The sequence below is a fragment of the Stenotrophomonas sp. YJH_SMC_127 genome, from assembly GCF_059372445.1.
Genome location: NZ_JCAFVO010000010.1, coordinates 24,218 through 47,267, shown reverse-complemented (window position 1 = coordinate 47,267; position 23,050 = coordinate 24,218). Strand labels below are relative to the sequence as shown.

The 23,050-nt window shown below is 67.2% G+C and carries 14 protein-coding genes and 1 pseudogene; 13 read left to right on the top strand and 2 right to left on the bottom strand.

Features of this window, described 5'->3' with window-relative positions:
- Positions 1–47 precede the first annotated feature (47 nt).
- The 5 genes from dapB to AC5QAB_RS18125 all read left to right on the top strand — a co-directional run bounded on the left by dapB (position 48) and on the right by AC5QAB_RS18125 (position 7,018).
- Positions 48–767 carry a 4-hydroxy-tetrahydrodipicolinate reductase gene (gene dapB / locus AC5QAB_RS18145; RefSeq protein WP_080052982.1) on the top strand — a complete coding sequence of 240 codons (720 nt, stop codon included), beginning with the start codon at positions 48–50 and terminating at the stop codon, positions 765–767.
- 336 nt (positions 768–1,103) lie between these two features.
- Positions 1,104–2,231 (top strand): glutamine-hydrolyzing carbamoyl-phosphate synthase small subunit, encoded by a 1,128-nt coding sequence (gene carA / locus AC5QAB_RS18140; protein ID WP_014646993.1) that lies wholly within the window; start codon positions 1,104–1,106, stop codon positions 2,229–2,231.
- 149 nt (positions 2,232–2,380) lie between these two features.
- Positions 2,381–5,623 carry a carbamoyl-phosphate synthase large subunit gene (gene carB, locus AC5QAB_RS18135; protein ID WP_495233537.1) on the top strand — a complete coding sequence of 1,081 codons (3,243 nt, stop codon included), beginning with the start codon at positions 2,381–2,383 and terminating at the stop codon, positions 5,621–5,623.
- Between the two features lie 8 nt (positions 5,624–5,631).
- Positions 5,632–6,096, top strand: a complete 465-nt coding sequence (gene greA, locus AC5QAB_RS18130) for a transcription elongation factor GreA (protein ID WP_026347191.1) — start codon at positions 5,632–5,634, stop codon at positions 6,094–6,096.
- 4 nt (positions 6,097–6,100) lie between these two features.
- Positions 6,101–7,018, top strand: a complete 918-nt coding sequence (locus AC5QAB_RS18125) for a phosphoglycerate mutase (protein ID WP_329858230.1) — start codon at positions 6,101–6,103, stop codon at positions 7,016–7,018.
- A gap of 142 nt (positions 7,019–7,160) precedes the next feature.
- Here AC5QAB_RS18125 and AC5QAB_RS18120 read toward each other — a convergent pair.
- A pseudogene (locus AC5QAB_RS18120) lies at positions 7,161–8,200 on the bottom strand (DUF1176 domain-containing protein).
- A gap of 145 nt (positions 8,201–8,345) precedes the next feature.
- Between AC5QAB_RS18120 and recJ the strand changes: the two are divergent.
- Both recJ and AC5QAB_RS18110 read left to right on the top strand, forming a co-directional pair.
- A complete protein-coding gene (recJ, locus tag AC5QAB_RS18115; RefSeq protein ID WP_329858233.1) occupies positions 8,346–10,103 on the top strand; it encodes a single-stranded-DNA-specific exonuclease RecJ in 1,758 nt (585 codons plus the stop codon).
- A 142-nt stretch (positions 10,104–10,245) separates the two neighbouring features.
- Complete coding sequence (locus AC5QAB_RS18110) at positions 10,246–13,158, top strand: DUF2135 domain-containing protein (RefSeq protein ID WP_495233536.1); 2,913 nt, start codon at positions 10,246–10,248, stop codon at positions 13,156–13,158.
- Between the two features lie 102 nt (positions 13,159–13,260).
- Here the strand turns inward: AC5QAB_RS18110 and AC5QAB_RS18105 are convergent, their stop codons facing one another.
- Complete coding sequence (locus AC5QAB_RS18105) at positions 13,261–14,460, bottom strand: acyltransferase family protein (protein WP_049418897.1); 1,200 nt, start codon at positions 14,458–14,460, stop codon at positions 13,261–13,263.
- Positions 14,461–14,635: 175 nt separating this feature from the next.
- Between AC5QAB_RS18105 and AC5QAB_RS18100 the strand changes: the two genes are divergently transcribed.
- The 6 genes from AC5QAB_RS18100 to lysS all read left to right on the top strand — a co-directional run bounded on the left by AC5QAB_RS18100 (position 14,636) and on the right by lysS (position 22,959).
- The gene (locus AC5QAB_RS18100) at positions 14,636–15,496 is read left to right on the top strand and encodes a LytTR family DNA-binding domain-containing protein (protein WP_495233535.1); all 861 of its coding nucleotides are present in this window, start codon (positions 14,636–14,638) and stop codon (positions 15,494–15,496) included.
- A 70-nt stretch (positions 15,497–15,566) separates the two neighbouring features.
- A protein-coding gene (prfB, locus tag AC5QAB_RS18095) for a peptide chain release factor 2 (protein ID WP_099479803.1) occupies positions 15,567–16,692 on the top strand; the annotation gives its coding sequence in 2 pieces (ribosomal slippage) (positions 15,567–15,641 and positions 15,643–16,692; 1,125 coding nt in all).
- Positions 16,693–16,737: 45 nt separating this feature from the next.
- On the top strand, positions 16,738–17,520 hold the full coding sequence (locus AC5QAB_RS18090) for a helix-turn-helix transcriptional regulator (protein ID WP_024958346.1): 783 nt from the start codon (positions 16,738–16,740) through the stop codon (positions 17,518–17,520).
- A gap of 644 nt (positions 17,521–18,164) precedes the next feature.
- Positions 18,165–19,550, top strand: coding sequence for an NAD-dependent succinate-semialdehyde dehydrogenase (locus AC5QAB_RS18085; protein ID WP_014647003.1), 1,386 nt, complete (start codon positions 18,165–18,167; stop codon positions 19,548–19,550).
- Positions 19,551–19,619: 69 nt separating this feature from the next.
- On the top strand, positions 19,620–21,260 hold the full coding sequence (locus AC5QAB_RS18080) for an acetolactate synthase large subunit (protein ID WP_014647004.1): 1,641 nt from the start codon (positions 19,620–19,622) through the stop codon (positions 21,258–21,260).
- 187 nt (positions 21,261–21,447) lie between these two features.
- Positions 21,448–22,959 carry a lysine--tRNA ligase gene (gene lysS / locus AC5QAB_RS18075; protein ID WP_012480078.1) on the top strand — a complete coding sequence of 504 codons (1,512 nt, stop codon included), beginning with the start codon at positions 21,448–21,450 and terminating at the stop codon, positions 22,957–22,959.
- Positions 22,960–23,050: the final 91 nt, after the last annotated feature.

Genomic DNA, 23,050 nt, shown 5'->3' with positions numbered 1-23,050 from the left:
AGTGATGGCGCTTGCCGGAGCAGGCGTGCTGCCGCTAGCCTGCAGGCATGAACCAGACTCCCCTGCGATTGCTCATTCACGGCGCCTCCGGGCGCATGGGCCAAGCCCTGCTGCGGCTGGCCGCCGAACATCCCGAAACCCTGCAGATCGTGGCCGCAGTGACCGGCCGTGCGCCGGCACAGCGCGTGGTCGACGGCGTTCCGTTCTTCGGCGCCAGTGAGCTGCCCGGCGCGCCGGTGTTCGATGTGGCGATCGACTTCAGCCTGCCGGAGGGCTTCGACCCGATGCTGGCGCTGTGCGTGGAGCGGGGTGCAGGGCTGGTGTCGGGCACCACCGGTATCTCCAGCACGCAGCGCCAGGCGCTGGAGGCCGCGGCGGCGAAGATCCCGCTGGTATGGGCCTCGAACTTCAGCCTGGGCGTGGCGGTACTGGACGAGCTGGTGGAGCGCGCGGCGCAGGCGCTGGCCGGCTGGGACTGCGACATCGTCGAATCGCACCACACCCAGAAGAAGGATGCGCCATCGGGCACCGCGCTGACCCTGGGCGCGGCCGCGCAACGGGGCGGGGCGGAGCCGCACTACGCCAGCCTGCGTGCCGGTGACATCGTGGGCGAGCACCTGGTGCAGTTCACCGGTCTGGGCGAGCGCATCGAGCTGGTGCATCGGGCCACCAACCGCGACATTTTCGCCCGCGGCGCCCTGTTCGCCGCCCGCCAGCTGCAGGGGCGGGCGCCGGGCAGCTACCGGGTAAGGGATCTGCTGCAGTAGGGCGGGCTGATTCCTGGGGTCGGATCCCTTTCCTGCGGAAAGGGCTCTGACCCCATCCGAGGGCGCCTGGGGTCAGAGCCTTTCCCATTCGGGAAATGGATCCGACCCCGCCTCCGGCCCGCATACGCCATCGGATTGAAATGAATGCGCAATCGCCTGTTCATGAAGCGCGATAACCGCTGGCGCGAGCGCCCCGGCAGCGCTACAATTCGCACTCGCCGAATCACGAAAGCCGGACCGGTCCCAGACCGTACGTCCGCGCTTTTTTGCAACCGGATTTCCGTGAAGCGCAGGCGTGACTTCGGCAGCCCCCTCGGTAGCCAAAGTGAGATTCCCGTGACCCAAGCCGCAATCCTCGTCCTCGAAGACGGCACCGTATTCGAGGGCGAATCCGTAGGCGCGCCCGGCCTGTCCGTCGGTGAGGTGGTGTTCAACACCGCCATGACCGGCTACCAGGAAGTGCTGACCGACCCGTCCTACGCCCGGCAGATGGTCACGCTGACCTATCCGCATATCGGTAACACCGGCATGACCGACCAGGACAACGAAGCGTCCAAGGTGTGGTCGGCCGGCCTGATCGTGCGCGACGTTCCGCGCCGCCCCAGCAACTGGCGCAGCCAGGTGTCGCTGCAGGACTGGCTGATCCAGCGTGGCGTGGTCGCCATCGCCGGCATCGACACCCGCAAGCTGACCCGCATCCTGCGCGAGAAGGGCGCGCAGAACGGTGCGCTGATGGCCGGCGACATCGACGTGGAAAAGGCACTGGAAGCCGCCCGCAAGTTCCCGGGGCTGAAGGGCATGGATCTGGCCAAGGTCGTCACTACCGAGAAGACCTACACCTGGACCGAGGGCCAGCTGGACCTGGATGCCAACGCTTTCGTCAGCGTGCCGGCCCGGTTCAAGGTCGTGGCCTACGACTTCGGCGTGAAGACCAACATCCTGCGCATGCTGGCCGAGCGTGGCTGCGAAGTGACCGTGGTACCGGCGCAGACCCCGGCCGCCGAAGTGCTGGCCCTGAAGCCGGACGGCGTGTTCCTGTCCAACGGCCCGGGTGACCCGGAGCCGTGTGACTACGCCATCGAAGCGATCAAGACCTTCATCGATGTGAAGATCCCGACCTTCGGCATCTGCCTGGGCCACCAGCTGCTGGGCCTGGCCTCGGGCGCGCAGACCATGAAGATGGGCCATGGCCACCACGGTGCCAATCACCCGGTGCAGGACCTGGACAGCGGCCGGGTGATGATCACCTCGCAGAACCACGGTTTCGCGATCGATGAAGCGACCCTGCCGCCGACCCTGCGCGTGACCCACCGCTCGTTGTTCGACGGCACCAATCAGGGTGTCGCCCGCACCGACGTGCCGGCGTTCTCGTTCCAGGGCCACCCGGAAGCGTCGCCGGGCCCGACCGATGTCGGTCCGCTGTTCGACCGCTTCGTGGTGCTGATGGAGCAGGCCAAGGCGTGATCAGTACGCCGCCGGCCCCCCGGTGGCGTCGCGATGGACCGTAAACCCCGCATCGCTGCTGCCGCTGGCGCGGCGCTGCGGATCAAGATTCCTGATCGACAGCGTGCGATCACTCCCCCTTGTCACGCTGTACTGACTTAGAGAAGAAAATGCCCAAGCGCACTGACCTCAAGACCATCCTCATCATCGGTGCTGGCCCGATCGTCATCGGCCAGGCCTGCGAGTTCGACTACTCCGGCGCCCAGGCCTGCAAGGCCCTGCGTGACGAGGGTTACCGCGTGGTGCTGGTCAACAGCAACCCGGCAACGATCATGACCGACCCGGAGATGGCCGACGCCGTCTACATCGAGCCGATCAACTGGCAGACGGTCGAGAAGATCATCGCCAAGGAAAAGCCCGATGCGCTGCTGCCGACCATGGGCGGCCAGACCGCGCTGAACTGCGCGCTGGACCTGGCCGACAACGGCGTGCTGGAGAAGTACAACGTCGAACTGATCGGCGCCAAGCGCGAAGCGATCCGCATGGCCGAAGACCGCGAGCTGTTCCGCGTGGCCATGGGTGAGATCGGCCTGGAATGCCCGACCGCCGCCGTCGCCCACACCCTGGACGAAGCGCTGGAGATCCAGACCCGCGTCGGCTACCCGACCATCATCCGCCCCAGCTTCACCCTGGGCGGCAGCGGTGGCGGCATCGCCTACAACCGCGAAGAGCTGGTCGAGATCGTCAGCCGCGGCCTGGAACTGTCGCCGACCACCGAGGTGCTGGTGGAAGAGTCGGTGCTGGGCTGGAAGGAGTTCGAGATGGAAGTGGTCCGCGATACCGCGGACAACTGCATCATCGTCTGCTCGATCGAAAACCTGGACCCGATGGGCGTGCACACCGGTGACTCGATCACCGTGGCGCCGGCGCAGACCCTGACGGACAAGGAGTACCAGCGCCTGCGCGATGCCTCCATCGCCGTGCTGCGCAAGATCGGCGTCGATACCGGTGGCTCGAACGTGCAGTTCGGCATCAACCCGAAGACCGGCCGCGTGGTCGTCATCGAGATGAACCCGCGCGTGTCGCGTTCCTCGGCGCTGGCCTCCAAGGCCACCGGCTTCCCGATCGCCAAGGTCGCCGCCAAGCTGGCCGTGGGTTACACCCTGGACGAACTGAAGAACGAAATCACCGGTGGCCTGACCCCGGCCTCGTTCGAGCCGTCGATCGACTACGTCGTCACCAAGATCCCGCGTTTCGCCTTCGAGAAGTTCCCGGCCGCCGACGCCCGCCTGACCACCCAGATGAAGTCGGTGGGCGAGGTGATGGCGATGGGCCGTACCTTCCAGGAGTCGGTGCAGAAGGCCCTGCGTGGCCTGGAAACCGGCAAGGTTGGCTTCGACCCGACCGGCCTGGACCTGGCCAACGAAGACGACCTGCAGACCCTGCGTCGCGAGTTGAAGGCGCCGGGCCCGGAGCGCCTGTTCTTCGTCGCCGACGCGTTCCGCGCCGGCATGAGCGTGGAAGAGATCTACGCACTGTCGTTCATCGACCACTGGTTCCTGGACCAGATCGAGGAAATCATCGCTGCAGAAGGCGAAGTCGCTGCCGGTGGCATCGACGCGCTGGACGCCGCACGCCTGCGCAAGCTGAAGCGCGCTGGCTTCTCCGACGCACGCCTGGCGCAGCTGACCGGTACCAACGAAGCCGCCATCCGCGCGCTGCGTCGTGCGCACAAGGTACGCCCGGTCTACAAGCGCGTGGATTCCTGTGCCGGTGAATTCTCCACCGGTACCGCCTACCTGTACTCGACCTACGAGGACGAGTGCGAGGCCGCGCCGAGCAACCGCGACAAGATCATGATCCTGGGCGGTGGCCCGAACCGCATCGGCCAGGGCATCGAGTTCGACTACTGCTGCGTGCACGCGGCACTGGCGCTGCGCGAGGATGGCTATGAAACCATCATGGTCAACTGCAATCCGGAAACCGTGTCGACCGACTACGACACCTCCGACCGCCTGTACTTCGAACCGCTGACCCTGGAAGACGTGCTGGAGATCGTCGAGCTGGAACAGCCGAAGGGCGTGATCGTGCAGTACGGCGGCCAGACCCCGCTGAAGCTGGCGCGCGCGCTGGAAGCCAACGGCGTGCCGGTGATCGGCACCAGCCCGGACTCGATCGACCTGGCCGAAGACCGTGAGCGCTTCCAGCAGCTGGTCGACACGCTGGGCCTGAAGCAGCCGCCGAACCGTATCGCCCGCAACGACCAGGAAGCCCTGCTGCTGGCCCGCGAGATCGGCTACCCGCTGGTGGTGCGCCCGAGCTACGTGCTGGGCGGCCGTGCGATGGAAATCGTCTACGGCGAAGCCGACCTGGCCCGCTACGTGCGCGACGCGGTGAAGGTGTCCAACGATTCGCCGGTGCTGCTGGACCGCTTCCTCGACAATGCTGTCGAGTGCGACGTCGACATCATCGCCGACAAGGATGGCAACGTCCTGATCGGTGGCGTGATGGAGCACATCGAAGAAGCTGGCGTGCACTCGGGCGATTCCTCCTGCTCGCTGCCGCCGTACTCGCTGTCGGCTGAAACCCAGGCCGAGCTGCGCCGCCAGGTGGTGGAGCTGGCCAAGGCCCTGAACGTGGTCGGCCTGATGAACACCCAGTTCGCGATCCAGACCAGCGACGAGGGTGCCGACACCATCTACCTGTTGGAAGTGAACCCGCGTGCCTCGCGCACCGTGCCGTTCGTGTCCAAGGCCACCGGCATGCCGCTGGCCAAGATCGCCGCCCGCTGCATGGCCGGCAAGACGCTGGCCGAGCAGGGCGCGACCAAGGAAATCGTGCCGGACTACTACTCGGTGAAGGAAGCGATCTTCCCGTTCGCCAAGTTCCAGGGCGTCGACCCGATCCTCGGGCCGGAGATGCGCTCCACCGGTGAGGTGATGGGCGTGGGCCGCACCTTCAACGCCGCCTTCGCGCGGGCGCAGGAAGCCGGCGGCATCAAGGCCCCGCCGGTTGGCAAGGCCTTCGTCTCGGTGCGTGATCCGGACAAGAAGCGCGTGCTGCCGGTGGCCAAGGCGCTGCTGGCGCGCGGCTACAGCCTGGTCGCCACCCGTGGCACCGCCGCCTGGCTGCAGCAGCACGGCATGGACTGCGAGATCATCAACAAGGTGGTCGAAGGCCGTCCGCACATCGTCGACTCGATCAAGAACGGCGAGATCGTCTACATCGTCAACACGACCGAAGGTCGTTCGGCGATCAACGACTCGTTCTCGATCCGTCGCGAGGCGCTGCAGCATCGCGTCACCTACTCGACCACCATTGCCGGCGCCAAGGCGCTGGTGGATTCACTGGAATTCCGCGGCACCGGTCCGGTCTGGTCGCTGCAGGAGCTGCACAAGGAGTTGAATGCATGAGAGCCCCCATCACCATGAAGGGCGCGCAGAAGCTGCGCGACGAACTGGATCACCTGAAGTCGGTCAAGCGCCCGAAGGTGATCGCCGCCATCGCCGAAGCGCGTGAGCATGGCGACCTGAAGGAGAACGCCGAGTACCACGCCGCGCGCGAGGAACAGGGCTTCATCGAAGGCCGCATCAAGCAGCTGGAAGGCGAGCTGTCGCACGCCGAGATCATCGACGTGAGCAAGCTCAACGCCGGCTCCAAGGTGGTGTTCGGCGCCAGCGTGACGCTGGCCGACGTGGAAACCGACGAAGAGAAGAAGTACCAGATCGTCGGTGACCTGGAAGCGGACATCAAGCTGGGCCTGATCGCGATTTCCTCGCCGGTGGCGCGCGCGATGATCGGCAAGCTGGAAGGCGATTCGATCGTGATCGACGCCCCGGCCGGCCAGCGCGAGTACGAGATCGTCAGCGTCAGCTACGTGGACTGACACGGTGGCAACGGCGACCCTGCTGTTGCCGGCCCGCAGCCGCTTTGCCGCGGCTGCGTTGCCGGACGATGTGGCACGTGCGCTCGGCCGTGCCACGACCGTGCAGGTCGCGCCGGGCGAACGCGCGCAGCTGACGCGCCATTTCGCGGTTGCCGCGCCGCACTGGCCGGTGGCCGCGTTGACCCGCCAGCGCGACGTCGGCGATGCGGCCGGCGCCAGCTGGCTGCGTGCCGATCCGGCCTGCATGGTGCCGGACATGCATGGCGCGCGGATGATGGCCTACGGCGAAACGCTGCGGCCGACGCTGGCCGACAGCCTGGCCCTGCTGCCGGTGCTGCAGCCCTTGTTTGCCGATGCCGGGTTCGTGCTTGACGCACCGGACCCGTCGCGCTGGTACCTGCGGCTTCCAATCGACCTGGTGCTGCCGGACTTCAATAGTCCGGACGAGGTGCTGGGCGATGACCTGTTCTCGCATCTGCCGGAGGGCGAGGGCGGCCGTCGCTGGCGGGCGCTGATGACCGAAGCGCAGGTACTGCTGCACAACCATTCCTGGAACCAGCAGCGCGCCGCGCAGGGACAACAGCCGATCAATTCGCTGTGGTTCTGGGGCGGTGGCGTGATGCCGGTGTCGGTCAGCACGCCGCACGCACAGGTGCGCAGCCGCGATGCGCTGCTGCAGGGCCTGGCCCTGGCGGCTGGCGTAGCCGTCGATGGCGACCAGGCGGTGGATGCACTGGTCGACCTGCGCCAGCTGCGTTCGCTGCAGCAGCTCGGCAATGATGCAATCCGGCCGCTGCTGGCCGCGCTCAAGCGTGGCGAGCTGCAGCGGCTGGTGCTCGATTTCGAGGACGGCCTGCAGTTCCAGCTGGGCCGCGGCCAGCGCTGGCAGTTCTGGAAGAAGCCGCGGCAGCTTCACGATTGATCGGGGTCGACCGATCGGGGTCGGATCCGTTTTCCATCGACCGATCGGGGTCGGATCCGTTTTCCGTCGGAAAACGGCTCTGACCCCCAGGGTCTGTCGGGGTTGCCGACCAGCGGCCGGCACTACCGCAGGTAGCGGCGCCTCAACGGACCTCGCTGACCACCGTCGGCAGTGTCCAGTGCCCGCCGAGCATATTGCGACACTGGCCCGTCGTGAAATCGCTGCTCTTCACGAAGCGCTCCCCGTCCCACACCCAGTCATTGGCGGAGATGCAATCGCCGACACCGCGGCCTCGGGAGCGGCCTCGCAGCGTAGCGTCATCGCGGTCAAAATCTTCGGCCAGGTTGGTGACAAAGGTCGCCTGGTACGGCGATCTGTCCCGCACCACCCAGTAGGCGTTGCTCATGTTGTAGGCACCCACGAAGCAACTGGTGCTTGCCAGTACATGCTGGGCGTCCAGTCGCTGGATCTCGATCTCATCTGTCCCGCCATCGCTCAGGCGGCCGCACTCATCCGGCTTCGGCAGGCTGGCGATCAGCGCCTTGCGCAGGCCCGGTGCCTTGGCCAGCGCCGCGTCCGAGGCGCGCGGTGCCATCAGCGTGCCGCGCACGATCACTGGTACCGGCAACGCCGCAGGCACGCTCGCTTCGGGCTTGTCGCCACGCCGCACCAGCGCACCGGGCGTGCCCAGCCGGCCCTGGGCCTCGTCCATCTTCAGCAGTACGGCCGCTGCGCCGCTGTCGGAGATCGGCCACGCCTTGCCCTTGCCGTCGATGATCTCGATGCGTGCCTGGCGCGGCAGTGCGCGACCAGTGCATCGGTCTGTGCCTGCTGCAACAACACGTTGTCCCCGTCGCCGGTGTCGTGCACCGGGCCCAGGTCCTTGCCGTTCAGGCGCAGGCGCAGCGCCCCGGTCGGCGTCGGGCTTTCGCCATCCTCGCCATTGCGCAGCCGCGCGAGCACCTTCGTAGCCGGGCCGCCCGCGCGTTCCAGCATCAGGCTGAGCAGATTGCCGGGTTCTTCCGGGCTGTAGCCGGCGGCGCGGCAGGTGCGGGTGTTGTCACAGGCCAGCGACCAGTCGTTGTGCTGGAACTGCACGCCGGCCTTCGGTTCGGGTGTGGCGGCGTGGGCGGCCGGGGCCAGGGCGAGGCCCAGCAGCGCGGGAAGCAGCGTGCGATGCATGCGTTGAAGTCCATTTCCGGGCCGACAAGCATGGAAGATATGCTGGCAGATTCCAAATGCTCGCGATCGGGGTGGAGCCTCCTGCGGGCAGAGAGATCCGACCCCGCGCTATCATGGGGATGTCTTCCGCAACCCGGCGATGCCGATGTCCCTTGCCGCCGATGCTGCGCACTCCTCCTCCGATACGCCGATGATCCGCCGCCGCGATGCGGTCGTACCCGGCAGCTGGCCAGAGGGCACGCTGCCACTGCTGGCGCGCCTGTATGCCAGCCGTGGCGCAGGTACGCCAGAGCTGGCGCTGCCGAAACTGGGCAGCCTCCACGCGCCCGAGTTGCTGACCGGCATCGATGATGCGGTGGGTCTGCTGATCGAGGCCATCGCCAATGACAGGCGCATCCTGGTGGTCGGCGATTTCGATTGCGATGGCGCCACCGCCTGTGCGGTCGGCGTGCGCGGCCTGCGCATGCTCGGCGCGCAGCACGTCTTCCACGCGGTGCCGAACCGCATGGTGCATGGCTATGGCCTGTCGCCGTCGCTGGTGGAGGAACTGGCCGCGCTGCAGCCGGACCTGCTGGTGACTGTAGATCACGGCATCGCCTGCCATGCGGGCGTGACCGCCGCCAAGGCGCGCGGCTGGCAGGTGCTGGTCACCGACCATCACCTTCCCGGGCCGCAGCTGCCGCCGGCCGATGTCATCGTCGATCCCAATCTCGACGGTGATGCGTTCCCCAGCAAGTCACTGGCCGGCGTCGGCGTGATCTTCTACGTGCTGATGGCGCTGCGCCGGCACATGCGCGAGGCCGGCGTCTTCGCCGATGGCAAGGGGCCGGACCTGACCACGCTGCTGGACCTGGTGGCGGTCGGTACCGTCGCCGACCTGGTGGCGCTGGATCCGAACAACCGGGCACTGGTCAGCGCGGGCCTGCGGCGCCTGCGCGCGGGGCAGGGCTGTGTCGGCCTGCGTGCGCTGATCGAAGCCAGCGGCCGTGATGCCGCGCGGCTCACTGCCACCGACATTGGCTTCGCGCTCGGCCCGCGCCTGAATGCCGCGGGCCGGCTGGAAGACATGGCGCTGGGCATCGCGCTGCTGCTGACCGAAGACCCGCGCCAGGCGCGGGAGATCGCGCAGACGCTGGAGCAGATCAACGCAGAACGTCGTGCGGTGCAGCAGTCGATGACCGATGACGCCGAGCAGGCGTTGACCCGCGTGGTGCTCGACATGTCGGGGCAGCGACCGGTGGCGGCCTGCCTGTTCGATGCCGACTGGCATCCGGGTGTGGTTGGCCTGGTCGCATCGAAGATGAAGGATCGCCTGCATCGTCCGGTGATTGCCTTCGCGCCGGCCGAACCTGGCGCCGACACCCTGCGAGGCTCGGCGCGCTCCATTCCCGGCCTGCACATCCGTGACGCCCTTGCGCTGGTCGATGCGCGCCAACCGGGCCTGATCGAACGCTTCGGCGGCCACGCCATGGCGGCCGGGCTCAGCCTGCGGCGTGACCACGTCGATGACTTCAAGGCCGCCTTCGTCGCCGTGGTGCTGGAAATGCTCGACCCGGCGGCACTGCAGCAGCAGGTGCTCAGTGACGGCGAACTGGCGGCGGACGAGCTGGACCATCGCCACGCCGAGGCATTGCGCCTGGCTGGACCGTGGGGCCAGGGCTTCCCCGAGCCGCTGTTCGACGGCCACTTCGAAGTGGCCAACTGGCGCGTGCTGAAGGAGCGTCACCTGAAGCTGGAACTGCGCCTGCCCGGCGTACCCGGCACGGTCAACGCCATCCATTTCGGCGGCTGGCACGGCAACGCGCCATCACGTCACGTCCACCTGGCCTACCGGCTGGCCTGCGATGACTACCGTGGCGGCAGCGCCATCCAGCTGATCGTGGAGCACTGCCTGCCCGCATAGAAAAAGGGGACGGAGGGGATTAAGTCGCTTGTGCCTTGTTTGCCACTTGCGACTTAATCCCCTCCGTCCCCTTTTTGGGGGCGCCAACCCCATTACGGTTGCTGGTGCGTTCAAAGGTTCACGATCCCACTGGAGTCCGCTCATGGTCTTCGTCCGTTGCTGCACTGTGTTGTTGCTGGCCCTCGCGGCCTGGCCCGCTGGCGCGCAGTCGCCGCCGATCTCCCGGCCGCAGGCCAGCATGCCTCTGCTGATTGCCCCGGCCGCCGAGCAGGCGGTGCAGCTGCGACACGCCCGCATCGAAGGCGAAGTCCAGGCCGGCATCGCCCAGACCCGGATCACACTGGAATTCCACAACCCGAACCGGCGCGTGCTGGAGGGCGAGCTGCAGTTCCCGCTGGCCGACGGTCAGCAGGTCAGCGGCTTCGCGCTGGATATCAACGGCGAGATGCGTGACGCGGTGCCGGTGCCCAAGGATCGCGGCCGCCAGGTGTTCGAGGAGATCGCCCGTCGCGGGGTCGACCCGGGCCTGCTGGAACAGACCGCTGGCAACCAGTTCCGGTTGCGCATCTACCCGCTGCCGGCCGGCGGTAGCCGGCGCGTGGAGCTGGTGATTCGCGAGCCGTTGGCCTTCGCCGGCCAAGGCTGGCAGTGGACACTGCCGCTGCAGTTCGCCGCCGGTGCAGCCTCGGTTGAGCTGAAACTGCAGGCCCCCGACACGGCCACCGCGGGTACGGCGCCCTTCCGCATCAGCGCGGGCCAGCTGCAGTGGCAGGGCAGGGGCGCGCAGCTGCCGCAGCAGCTGCAGTGGAGCCTGCCGGCAGCCCGACAGGCACAGGTGCAGGCGGCGCCCTGGCAGGACGGCCATTACCTGTTGGCGCAGCTGCCGGTGGTGGCCAGCAGCACGCCGCGCACGTTGCCCAGCGAGATCGGCCTGCTGTGGGACGGCTCCGGTTCGGCGGGACAGCGCGATCGCTCGCGTGAGTTCGCCCTGCTGGATCGCTACTTCGCTGCGATGGGTGACGGCACCGTGGCCTTGACCGTGCTGCGCGATCGCGCCGAGCCGGTGCGTCGATTCCGCATCCGCGCCGGCAACTGGAACGAGCTGCGCGCAGCACTGCAGGCCGTGCGTCCGGACGGCGCCAGCGCACTGGCGCAGTGGCAGCCGCAGCCGGGCGTGAAGGAATACCTGCTGGTCAGCGATGGCCTGCTGACCTATGGGCCGGAACAGCTGCCGGCGATGGCGCCGGACCAACGCCTGTTTGCGGTCAGCAGCGCCGGTGCGCGCACCGATGCGGTGCGGCTGCGTGGTTGGAGCGAAGCGCATGGCGGCCGCTTCGTTGCGCTGGGCAAGGATGTCGAATTGGCCGCCCGTGAGCTGCTGTCGTCGCCGCTGGATGTGCAGGTCGATGCAGGGCGCGGCGTGCAGGACGTGGTGATCGATCGTCGCAGTGAAGCCCAGGGCTGGTTGTGGCTGCATGCACGACTGGCGGCCGACGGTGTGCCGATGCGGGTGCGCGTGGGTGGCGGCGAATGGCAGGCGCTGCCCGCCACGCAGAAGAGCAAAGACGGTGAACTGCTGGCAGGCTTGTGGGCGCAGGCGCGCCTGCAGCAGCTGGCCGCCGACCGCCGTGGCAACCGTGAGGCGATGCAGCGCCTGTCACAACAGTTCGGCCTGGTCGGGCCGGATACCTCGCTGATCGTGCTGGAGACGCTGGAGGACTACCTGCGCTATGCGATCCGCCCTTCGGGCACGTTGCGCGCCGAGTACGACGCCAGGTTTGCAGTGCAGGTAAGTGATCGCGCCGCAGCCGATCGCCAGCGCCTGGATGAGGTGGCGGCACGCTGGAAGGAGCGCCAGCAGTGGTGGAACCGCAGCTGGCCGAAGGGTGTGCCGCCGCAGCCGAAGGGCGGGGCACTCGAAGTGGCCTCCGCGGACTACGCGATGGAATCAGCGCCGGTGGCGATGCTCGCCGCGCCGGCCCCGGCGGCACCACCCGCCCCGGCACCGATGGCCGCCGCCGCCGAGCAGCGCATGGAAGCCAGCAGCGCGCGTGCGCGTCGCTCAGCGCCTGCATCGAACAAGGCCCTGGATTCAATCACAGTCACTGGTGGCCGTGTCGCTGCGCCCGCTGCTGCCAACGACGGCCAACTCGGCATCCAGCTGGCGGCCTGGCAGCCGGACTCGGCCATCGCCCGGCGCCTGCGCGAGGGCCCGCCGTCGCAACTCTACGACCGCTATCTGGCCGAGCGCGATGCCCACGCCGACAGCAGCGCGTTCTTCCTCGATGTGGCCGACCTGCTGCGGGGGCAGGGCCAGCGCGAACTGGCACTGCGGGTACTGTCGAACCTGGCCGAGATGGATCTGGACAACCGGCATCTGCTGCGCGTGCTCGGCTACCGGCTGATGCAGGCTGATGCCCCGGCACTGGCGGTGCCGGTGTTCGAGCAGGTGCTGGCGATGGGCCAGGAAGAACCGCAGAGCTTCCGCGACCTGGGCCTGGCGCTGGCAGCGGCCGGCAAGCCGCAGCAGGCGCTGGCGCCGCTGTACCAGGTGGTGGTGCGGCCGTGGGACAGCCGCTTCGATGGCATCGCCCTGATCGCATTGGATGAGCTGACCAACCTGGTGGCGCGCAGCACGCCACGGCTGGATACCTCGGCCATCGACCCGCGCCTGCTGCAGGCAATGCCGCTGGACCTGCGCGTGGTGCTGTCCTGGGATGCCGACAACAGCGACATGGACCTGTGGGTGACCGACCCGAACGGCGAGCGTGCCTACTACGGCAACCGCCAGACCTACCAGGGCGGGCGGATGTCGCAGGACTTCACCGGCGGCTATGGCCCCGAGCAGTTCTCGCTGCGCAACGCCAAGCCGGGCAAGTACAAGGTCGAGGCGAACTATTTCGGCAGTCGCCAGCAACTGGTGACCGGTGCGACGACGCTGATGCTGCGCCTGACCACCCATTGGGGCACGGCCAAGCAGAAGGACCAGATGGTGACGATGCGGCTGAAGGATCGCGCCGAAACCGTGCTGGTGGGCGAGTTCGAGGTGCGTTGACCGCTCGGACACCCGTGTAGAGTCGAGCTGGCTCGACTGCCTTGATGTAGCGCCGGGCACATGCGCGGCTCATGGCAGAGGCAGCCGAGCGCGGGCTCGGCTCTACACTACTGCGGTGCGCGCCATTGGCGCCGCCGGCGGATTCGCACGCAGGCCGAACAGGGGCCGCAGCCAACGCACGCGACGGATCAGCAACTCATGGATCAGCAGGCAGCCGCCGACAGTACCGGCCAGCAGCAGGGCCGGTTCCATCCACGGGCCCAACTGAAGTGGCTTGAGCCAGAACAGCAGCACGATGATCAGGCTCTGGTGCAGCATGTACCAGGGATAGATCGCCTCGGTGCAGTACGGCAGCCAGCGGAACGGGCGATCGAGGAAGACCTTTCCCCAGCCGAGGATGGCCAGCAGCGCGGTCCATACGTAAAGCGACTGGCTGGCCCGGCCCTGCAGGTCCCAGAACGGTTCGGGCCATTGCCGCAGCGGGGAATCGGCGGGCAATACCTGGCCGAGGATGCGCAACCCCAGATACCAGCCGACGGCAGCCAGCGCCAGCCATAGCGTGGTGCGGCGCAGGGCGACCACGCGCTCCCAGAACACCGGTTCACGACCCAGCAGGTAGCCGGCCAGGAACACCGTCGCGTACTTCGCGTGCTGGTACCAGTCGCCGAGCAGGGCATTGGTGGACGGGTAGATCGGCTCCAGCCAGATCACCCAGGCCAGCAGCAGGGCGGACGGAAGGCCGATCAGCAGCATCGGCGATGCTGCGCAGAGCGCCATCGCGCGGCGAACCACCGCCGTTCCCAGCAATGGCATCAACAGGGCCAAGGCCAGCGTGTAGTTCCACAGATAGGCCAGGTACCACAGGTGGTTCCAGGTGATGCCGTACTGCCAGCCGGCGAAGCTGCCTTCCGGCCACGGCCGCACCTGCCAGTAGCGCAGCAGGAACTGGCCGAAGCCGGGTGCCACGTGGCCGTTGGCCACGCCTTCGCAATAGGGCTGGATCGGCACGATCACGAACATGCCGAACAGCAGCGGCAGCAGCAGCCGCCAGGTGCGCAGGCCGGCGAAGCGCAGCAACCTGCCTTCCGGCCGCATCAGCGCGATGGCGATACCCGAGATCAGGAACAGCAGCGACATCCGCCAGCGGTTGACGAACAGCATCGGCCACTGCAGCCATTCGGCGGTATGCACGCTCTTGAGGTGAAAGCCCCAGTCGTCCACGTAGGCCATGGCGGTGTGGTAGAGGATCAGCAGGGCGAAGGCGAACACGCGCAGGGCGTCGATGTCGTAGCGTCGGGTCATGGTGGTGGTGTGCCGGAGAATCGAGCCAAGGTGACGCCGCCCGGTCCGTGCGGCGACTGGCAAGGGGCCGCTGGAACCGACGCAGTGACCAATGGCGGGGGGGGTGGGATCAATGGAGCCGCTACCCTTTGTCCCTTGAGGCAGGCTGGAGCACCGCAACGACATGGATGCAGCAATGACCCAAGGCCGACCATCGCGCTGGCGTACTTCAACCCGCCTGCTGGTATGGGCGGCGATCCTGTCGGCCTCGGCAGTGACCAATGCGCTGGTGGAAGTGATGGACGCCAGTCGCCGCGGCGCCGATCTCGGGCTGTGGGAGCCGATGATCTGGGAGTTCAGCAGCCTCGGCCTGGTCCTGTTGACCCTGCCGCTGCTGTGGTGGGGCTGCGAGCGCTGGCCGCTGCATGCCGATACCTGGAAGCGGCGATTGCCGCTGTATCTGCTGGCCAGCGTCGGCTGGTCGCTGCTGCATGTGGTGGGGATGGTGCTGCTGCGGCACCTGGCCTACGGGTCGCTGGGCCATCGCTACCAGGATGATGCCGGCTGGCTGGAGCGCTTTGCCTACGAATACCTGAAGGATGTACGCACGTTTGCGATGTTCGTGGCACTGGAGCACTTTGCCAGCTGGTTCGGCCGGCGCAGGCAGGGCGAGGCGAGCCTGCTGGCCGAGCCGGACGTCGGCCCGCCGGTGGAGCCGGTCGAGCGCCCCCAGCACTTCCTGGTGCGCAAGCTGGGCAAGGAGTTCCTGGTCGCCACGGCGGACGTGGAGTATGCCCAGGCCGCGGGGAACTATGTGAACCTGCGGGTACGCGGCCACGACTATCCGCTGCGGATCATCATGGCGGTGCTGGAGCAGCGGCTCGACCCGGGCGAGTTCCTGCGCCCGCACCGCAGCTGGCTGATCCATCGGGGCCAGCTGCGCTCGATCGAGCCGCTGGACGGTGGCGAGGCCCTGCTGCACATGGCCGACGGGGCGAAAGTGCCGTGCAGCCGGCGCCAGCTGCCGCTGCTGCGGCAGGCGCTGGGGGCAGGGTGAGGCCCTCATTCCGGGCACCCGCAGCCTGCGGTATCATTACCAGTCATCTTTTGAATGCACGACCGCCGACATGATCGAACTGAATCCTGTCCGCCAGCGCATCACCGATCTGACTGATCGCGTGCTGTCGCTTCGGGGGTATCTTTGACTACGACGCCAAGAAAGAGCGTCTTGAAGAAGTAACGCGGGAGCTGGAAAGCCCCGACGTCTGGAACAACGCCGAGTACGCCCAGAACCTGGGCCGCGAACGTTCCAGCCTGGAAAAGACCGTGGGCGGCATCGCCTCGGTGCTCGATGGCCTGAACGACGCCACCGAGCTGCTGGAGCTGGCCGAGTCCGAGCAGGACGAGGAAACCGCTCTGGCCGTGGTCGCCGACCTCGACAAGCACCAGGCTCACGTGGAGAAGCTGGAGTTCCAGCGCATGTTCTCCGGCGAGATGGACAATGCGGCCGCGTTCGTCGACATCCAGGCCGGTGCCGGTGGTACCGAAGCCCAGGACTGGGCCGAGATCCTGCTGCGCATGTACCTGCGCTGGTGTGAATCGCGTGGCTGGAAGACCGAGCTGATGGAAGTCTCCGGCGGCGACGTTGCTGGCATCAAGTCGGCCACGCTGCGCGTGGAAGGCGACTATGCCTATGGCTGGCTGAAGACCGAGACCGGTGTGCACCGCCTGGTGCGCAAGTCGCCGTTCGACTCGGACAATCGCCGCCACACCAGCTTCACCTCGGTGTTCGTGTCGCCGGAAATCGACGACAACATCGACATCACCATCAACCCGGCCGACCTGCGTACCGACGTGTACCGTTCGTCCGGTGCCGGTGGCCAGCACGTGAACAAGACCGAGTCGGCGGTGCGCATCACCCACATCCCGACCAACATTGTCGTGGCCTGCCAGACCGGCCGCAGCCAGCACCAGAACCGCGACAACGCGATGAAGATGCTGGCCGCCAAGCTGTACGAGCTGGAGATCCAGAAGCGCAACGCCGAGAAGGACGCGGTGGAAGCCACCAAGTCCGACATCGGCTGGGGCAGCCAGATCCGCAACTACGTGCTCGACCAGAGCCGCATCAAGGACCTGCGCACCGGCATCGAGCGCTCGGATACGCAGAAGGTGCTCGACGGCGACCTGGACGAGTTCGTCGAGGCCAGCCTGAAGGCCGGCCTGGCCGTGGGCTCCAAGCGCGTCGATGCCTGATCGACGCGCCTGCGCGGATAGCATCGCCTTCCGCAACGGAGGGCGATGATGCGCAGCGAAAGTGAACGCAAGGAACTGGGCGGCTTCCTCAAGGCCTGCCGTGCCCGTGTCGACCCCGCCACGCTCGGCCTGCCGGCCGGGCGCCGGCGTACCCCGGGCCTGAAACGCGAGGAAGTCGCGCTGGCGATCGGGGTCAGTGTCAGCTGGTACACCTGGATCGAGCAGGGCCGTGAAGTGCGCGCCTCGCCCGAGGTGCTGGAGCGCCTGGCGCAGGTGCTGCGCATGAGCGACGACGAACGCGCCTACGCGTTCGCGCTGTCCGGCTACGGCGTGCCGCTGGAATCACCGGACGAGAGCGTGACCGACGGCTTGCGCCAGCTGGTGGAGGCGATGCAGCCGATCCCGGCCTATGTGCGCAACACCCGCTTCGATATCCTGGCCTGGAACCCGGCCATCGCCGAGCTGTTCGTGGACTACAGCCAACTGGCGCCGCATGAGCGCAACACGCTGCGGCTGATGTTCCTGTACCCGCCGTACCGCACGCTGATCCTCAACTGGGAAGAAATGACCCGCGGCCTGCTGGCAGGCTTCCGTGCGGCGATGGCGCAAGCGCCGGACAAGGCGCCGTTCCTGGCGCTGGTGGAGGACATCGCGGCGCACAGCGAGGAGTTCCGCCAGTGGTGGCCGGAGCACGACGTGCGTCGGTTCGATGAAGGGGCGAAGAAGCTGAACCATCCCACGCGCGGGTTGCTGGACCTGCAGTACGTGGCGCTGGTGCCGGAGAGCCGGCACGACCTTTCCCTGGTGACTTACCTGCCGCGAAGGTAGTGGGTGTTCGGCAGGGCTTGCAGCCCTGCACCTGCTCAATGCAACGGCCAAAGCCAGAGCCAGAGCTAGAGCTGGATTCCGTGGGTTGGCGGGGCGGTGTCGGAGCGCGGGGACGCCGTAAACCCGTCCCTGGGGGCTTGGCAGCCGCATCCATGCGGCTGACACCCCGCACGCCGACACCGCCCCACCTTTGAAAGGTTCACGCGGCTGTTGGTAGGTGTCGACCTTGGTCGACACATCTGTCAGATATCGAAAGAAATTCCGGGGTCAGATCCGTTTTCCCATGGAAAACGGATCTGACCCCAAGAGCATTTCCGACAGATCGCGGAAAACCGTCGAAGGCGGGGTGGGTCCGGTTGCGGGAGTGTCCGCGGCATGGATGCCGCGGCCAAGCCCCCATGGAAGGGTTTACGGCGTCTCCCGCAACCGGACCCACCCCGCCATCCCTCAGGAAACCAGCTTCTGCTGTTGCTGTTGCTCTGGATCGTAGCGGGTGCAGGGCGCAGCCCTGCCGACACCCCCCATTCAGACAGGTAAGTGCCGGTCACAGGATAAGCAGACGCCTTGTTGCCTCCGCCAATCGGGTCCACATTCCTGTGCAGAAGACGGGCCACCGCCCGTTGTCGAGACACCAGGAGACCTGCATGTCCGCTGCCCCCACCACCGCCATTTCCCGCGATCCGGCTACCGGCCAGCAGATCGCCAGCCATCCCTTCGCCACCGATGCCGAACTGGATGCGATCCTCGAGCGTGGCCAGGCCGGCTTCGCCGCCTGGAGCGCCAGCAGCCTCGAACAGCGGGCCACAGTGCTGCGTGCGATGGCCGCCGTACTGCGCCGTGACCGTGAAAAGCTGGCCGCGCTGGCCACTGCCGAAATGGGCAAGGTCCAGGCCGAAGCACTGGCCGAGATCGAGAAGTGTGCCGTGCTGTGCGACTGGTACGCCGACCACGGTGCGCAGTTCCTGCGCGACGAGCCGACCCAGGTGCCCGACGACAAGGCTTACGTGTCCTACCTGCCGCTGGGCGTGGTGCTGGGCATCATGCCGTGGAATTTCCCGTACTGGCAGGTGATGCGCGCGGCGGTACCGATCCTGATGGGCGGCAACGGCTTCCTGCTGAAGCCGGCCGAGAACATCGTCGGCACCGCGCAGCTGCTCGATGCCGCCTGGCGTGATGCCGGGCTGCCGGAAGGCACCTTCATCGCCGCCAACATCAGCCGCGAGGGTACCAGCCGTGCGATCGCCGATGACCGCATCGCCGCCGTCACCCTGACCGGCAGCGTGGCCGCAGGCCGCAGCATCGCCGCCCAGGCCGGGCAGGCGCTGAAGAAGGTGGTGCTGGAACTGGGCGGCTCGGATCCGTTCATCGTGCTGGCCGACGCTGACCTGGATGCGGCCGTCGATGCGGCGGTGACCTCGCGCTTCCAGAACACCGGGCAGGTCTGCATTGCCGGCAAGCGCATCATCGTTGAAGACGCGGTGTACGACCGCTTCGTGGCGCAGTTCTGCCAGAAGGTGCAGGCGCTGACCATCGGTGATGGCCGTGAAGCGGGCAATCGCATTGGTCCGATGGCACGCCAGGACCTGCTGGAACAGTTGGACGCGCAGGTGCGCGCCTCGGTGGACGCAGGCGCGAAGCTGCTCGTCGGCGGCCATCAGCTCGATCGTCCGGGCGCGTTCTATGCGCCCACCGTGCTGGCGGACGTGGAGCCGGGCATGCAGGCCTTTGATACGGAAACGTTCGGGCCGGTGGCCTCGATCAGCCGCGCTCGCGATGCCGACCACGCGGTGGAACTGGCCAACCAGAGCGAGTTCGGCCTCAGCGGCAACCTGTGGACCGGTGACCGCGCGCGGGCCATGCAGCTGGCGCGCCGGCTGCAGACCGGCGGTGTGTTCGTCAACGGCTTCTCCGCTTCCGACCCTCGCGTGCCGATCGGCGGTGTGAAGAAGAGCGGCTTCGGCCGCGAGCTCTCGCACTTCGGCATCCGTGAATTCGTCAACGCGCAGACAGTGTGGTTCGACAAGCATTGACGCGCGGCTCTCATCTCTCATCCTTCCTGCAACGATCCACCATCAGTCCAGCACAAAGGACGGCATCCGATGTCCAAGGGTTCAGATCTGCTCGTCGCCGCACTTGAGAACGAAGGCGTCGAGCGCATTTTCGGCATTCCCGGCGAAGAAAACCTCGACGTGGTCGAGTCTCTCCGCCATTCCAGCATCGAACTGGTCATCACCCGCCACGAACAGGCGGCGGTGTTCATGGCGGCCACTTACGGCCGCCTGACCGGCAAGCCGGGCGTATGCCTGGCCACGCTCGGCCCGGGCGCGCTCAACTTCACCACCGGCGCCGCCTATGCGCTGCTGGGTGCGTGGCCGGTGATCATGATCACCGGCCAGAAGGGCATCGTCGCCAGCAAGCAGGCGCGCTTCCAGATCGTCGACATCGTCGGCACGATGAAGCCGCTGACCAAACAGGCGCGGCAGATCGTCTCGGCACGCACCATTCCGACCATCGTCCGCGAGGCGTTCCGTGTCGCCCAGGAAGAGCGCCCGGGCCCGGTGTTGCTGGAGCTGCCCGAAGACATTGCTGCCGATGAGGTCGAGGGCGTGGCGCTGATTCCGCCGCACGCGGTGGACCGTCCCATTGCCAGCCCGGAGGCGCTGGATCGGGCAGCAGAGCTCATCCGCAATGCAAAGCGGCCGCTGCTGATGATCGCTTCGGCGGCCTCGCGGCCGCAGTCCAGCGACGCGCTGTCCGCGTTCGTGCTGCGCGCCGGCATCCCGTTCTTCACCACGCAGATGGGCAAGGGCGCGGTGGCCGGTGGTTCAGGCCTGTACATGGGCACCGCGGCGCTGACCGAGCGCGATTACGTGCACATGGCGATCGACCAGGCCGACGTGATCGTGACCATCGGCCACGAGGTCACCGAGAAGCCGCCATTCGTGATGCGCCCGGGTGGGCCGACGGTGATCCATATCGGGTACTCGCAGGCGGCGGTGGAACAGGTGTATTTCCCGCAGGTGGAGGTGATCGGCGATATCGGTCGTTCGCTGACCCAGCTGGCCGACCGCATCGAGGGCGCGGTGCCGAATGCCGCTGCGCTGCTGCCGCTGCGCGCGACCATCCTCGAGCACCTGGCCGACCGGGCCGAAGAGGCCGGGTTCACCCCGCAGCGGCTGGTGCACGACGTGCGCCAGGTGATGCCGCCGGATGGCATCGTGGCGCTGGACAACGGCATGTACAAGATCTGGTTCGCGCGCAACTACCGCACCCAGGTGGCCAACACGCTGCTGCTGGACAACGCGCTGGCGACGATGGGCGCGGGCCTGCCGTCGGCGATCATGGCCTCGATCCTGTATCCGCAGCGGCGGGTGCTGGCGGTGTGCGGCGACGGCGGCTTCATGATGAACAGCCAGGAGCTGGAGACGGCCCGCCGGCTGGGCCTGAACCTGGTGGTGCTGATCCTCAACGACGGTGCCTACGGCATGATCCGCTGGAAGCAGGCCGTGGACGGATTCACCGACTACGGCATGACCTTCAGCAACCCCGATTTCGTGAAGTACGCCGAGGCCTATGGCTGCAAGGGCCACGAGGTGACGGCCATCGAGCAGTTCATCCCGACCCTGGAAGCGGCCTTCAACGAGGGCGGGGTGCACCTGGTGTCGGTGCCGGTGGACTATTCGGAGAACCAGCGGGTGCTGGTGGATGAGTTGCGCCAGGCGTTCCCCGGCAACAGGTAGCGGCGGAGCAGGGCCGGCCGATCCGCCCGGTAGGTGTCGACCTTGGTCGACACGCACGGCGCCAACCAAGGTTGGCGGCTACCGGGGCGGGCCCGGCCCAGGGCTGGGGCTGGGCGGTTTTGGTATGCTGGGCAACCGGCTGTGCCGGGCGCTGCATCCCCCCTCACTACACGATTCCCGCAGATCCATGAGCGAAGCTACCGATACCCCCCCCGTCGACGAAAACAAGTTGATCGCCGAGCGCCGTGAGAAACTCAAAGCGCTGCGTGGGCAGGGCATCGCGTACCCGAACGACTTCCGTCGCGAGGACTTCGCCGGCCGCCTGCAGGAAGAATTCGCAGATGCCGAAACCTGGACCGCCGAGGCCCTGGAAGGCAACGGCCGCCAGGTGAAGATGGCGGGCCGCCTGATGGCCAAGCGCATCATGGGCAAGGCCAGCTTCGCGCAGATCCAGGACGAGTCCGGCCGCATCCAGCTGTTCCTGCAGGGCGCGGTGCTGGGCGATGCCTATACCGCCTTCAAGGGCTGGGACGTGGGCGACATCATCGCCGTCGAAGGCGGCCTGACCCGTACCAAGACCGGCGAGCTGTCGGTCAAGGCCGAATCGATCCGCCTGCTGACCAAGTCGCTGCGCCCGCTGCCGGACAAGTGGCATGGCCTGGCCGACGTCGAGCAGCGTTACCGCCAGCGTTACGTCGACCTGATCGTGACCCCGGAGTCGCGCGCGGTGTTCATCAAGCGCTCGAAGATCATCCGCGCCATGCGCGCGTGGCTGGACAACCGCGACTTCCTGGAAGTCGAGACGCCGATGATGCATTACATCCCTGGCGGCGCGGCAGCCAAGCCGTTCACCACCCACCACAATGCGCTGGACCTGGACCTGTACCTGCGCGTGGCGCCGGAGCTGTACCTCAAGCGCCTGACCGTGGGTGGCCTGGAGCGCGTGTACGAGATCAACCGCAATTTCCGCAATGAAGGCGTCAGCACCCGCCACAACCCGGAATTCACCATGATGGAGCTGTACGAGGCCTATGCCACGTACAACGAGATCATGGACCTGACCGAAGGCGTGATCCGTGACGTGGCCAAGGCCGTCAACGGTGGCACCGAGGTCGAATGGGACGGCGCGAAGATCGACCTGGGCCCGGCATTCCGCCGCTGGCGCATGGACGAGGCGGTGCGCCACCACAATCCGGAAATCTCTGCGGCGGACTGCACCGACCGCGACGCGCTGCTGCGCCATTGCGAGCGCCTGAAGATCCGCGTCAAGCCGTCCTACGGCTGGGGCAAGCTGCTGCTGGAGATCTTCGAGGCCACCGTCGAGCACACCCTGATCCAGCCGACCTTCATCACTGACCATCCGGTGGAGGTCTCGCCGCTGGCCCGTGCCAACGACAATGACCCGGGCTACACCGACCGCTTCGAGCTGTTCGTCAACGGCAAGGAGCTGGCCAACGGCTTCTCCGAGCTGAACGATCCGGAAGACCAGGCCCAGCGCTTCCAGGCCCAGGTGGCGGCGAAGGAAGGTGGCGATGACGAGGCCATGCACTACGACGCCGACTACATCCGTGCGCTGGAGTACGGCATGGCACCGACCGGCGGCCTCGGCATCGGCGTGGATCGCCTGGTGATGCTGCTGACCGGCAGCAGCTCGATCCGCGATGTACTGCTGTTCCCGTACATGCGTCCGGAGCAGTAAGTCGCCTTTTTGACTCCCGATTGTGCGCGCCGTCCCGAAACGAGACGGCGCGATTGACGCGTCCCGCACTCGGCGTATCGTAATTGCACTA

Excerpts from the sequence above, each read along its gene's own strand:
- AC5QAB_RS18085 (WP_014647003.1), top strand. The coding sequence starts at position 18,165 with ATGTCCGCTGCCCCCACCACCGCCATTTCCCGCGATCCGGCTACCGGC.
- AC5QAB_RS18105 (WP_049418897.1), bottom strand. The coding sequence starts at position 14,460 with ATGACCCGACGCTACGACATCGACGCCCTGCGCGTGTTCGCCTTCGCC.
- dapB (WP_080052982.1), top strand. The coding sequence starts at position 48 with ATGAACCAGACTCCCCTGCGATTGCTCATTCACGGCGCCTCCGGGCGC.
- carB (WP_495233537.1), top strand. The coding sequence starts at position 2,381 with ATGCCCAAGCGCACTGACCTCAAGACCATCCTCATCATCGGTGCTGGC.
- lysS (WP_012480078.1), top strand. The coding sequence starts at position 21,448 with ATGAGCGAAGCTACCGATACCCCCCCCGTCGACGAAAACAAGTTGATC.
- AC5QAB_RS18100 (WP_495233535.1), top strand. The coding sequence starts at position 14,636 with ATGACCCAAGGCCGACCATCGCGCTGGCGTACTTCAACCCGCCTGCTG.
- recJ (WP_329858233.1), top strand. The coding sequence starts at position 8,346 with ATGTCCCTTGCCGCCGATGCTGCGCACTCCTCCTCCGATACGCCGATG.
- AC5QAB_RS18080 (WP_014647004.1), top strand. The coding sequence starts at position 19,620 with ATGTCCAAGGGTTCAGATCTGCTCGTCGCCGCACTTGAGAACGAAGGC.
- AC5QAB_RS18090 (WP_024958346.1), top strand. The coding sequence starts at position 16,738 with ATGATGCGCAGCGAAAGTGAACGCAAGGAACTGGGCGGCTTCCTCAAG.
- AC5QAB_RS18110 (WP_495233536.1), top strand. The coding sequence starts at position 10,246 with ATGGTCTTCGTCCGTTGCTGCACTGTGTTGTTGCTGGCCCTCGCGGCC.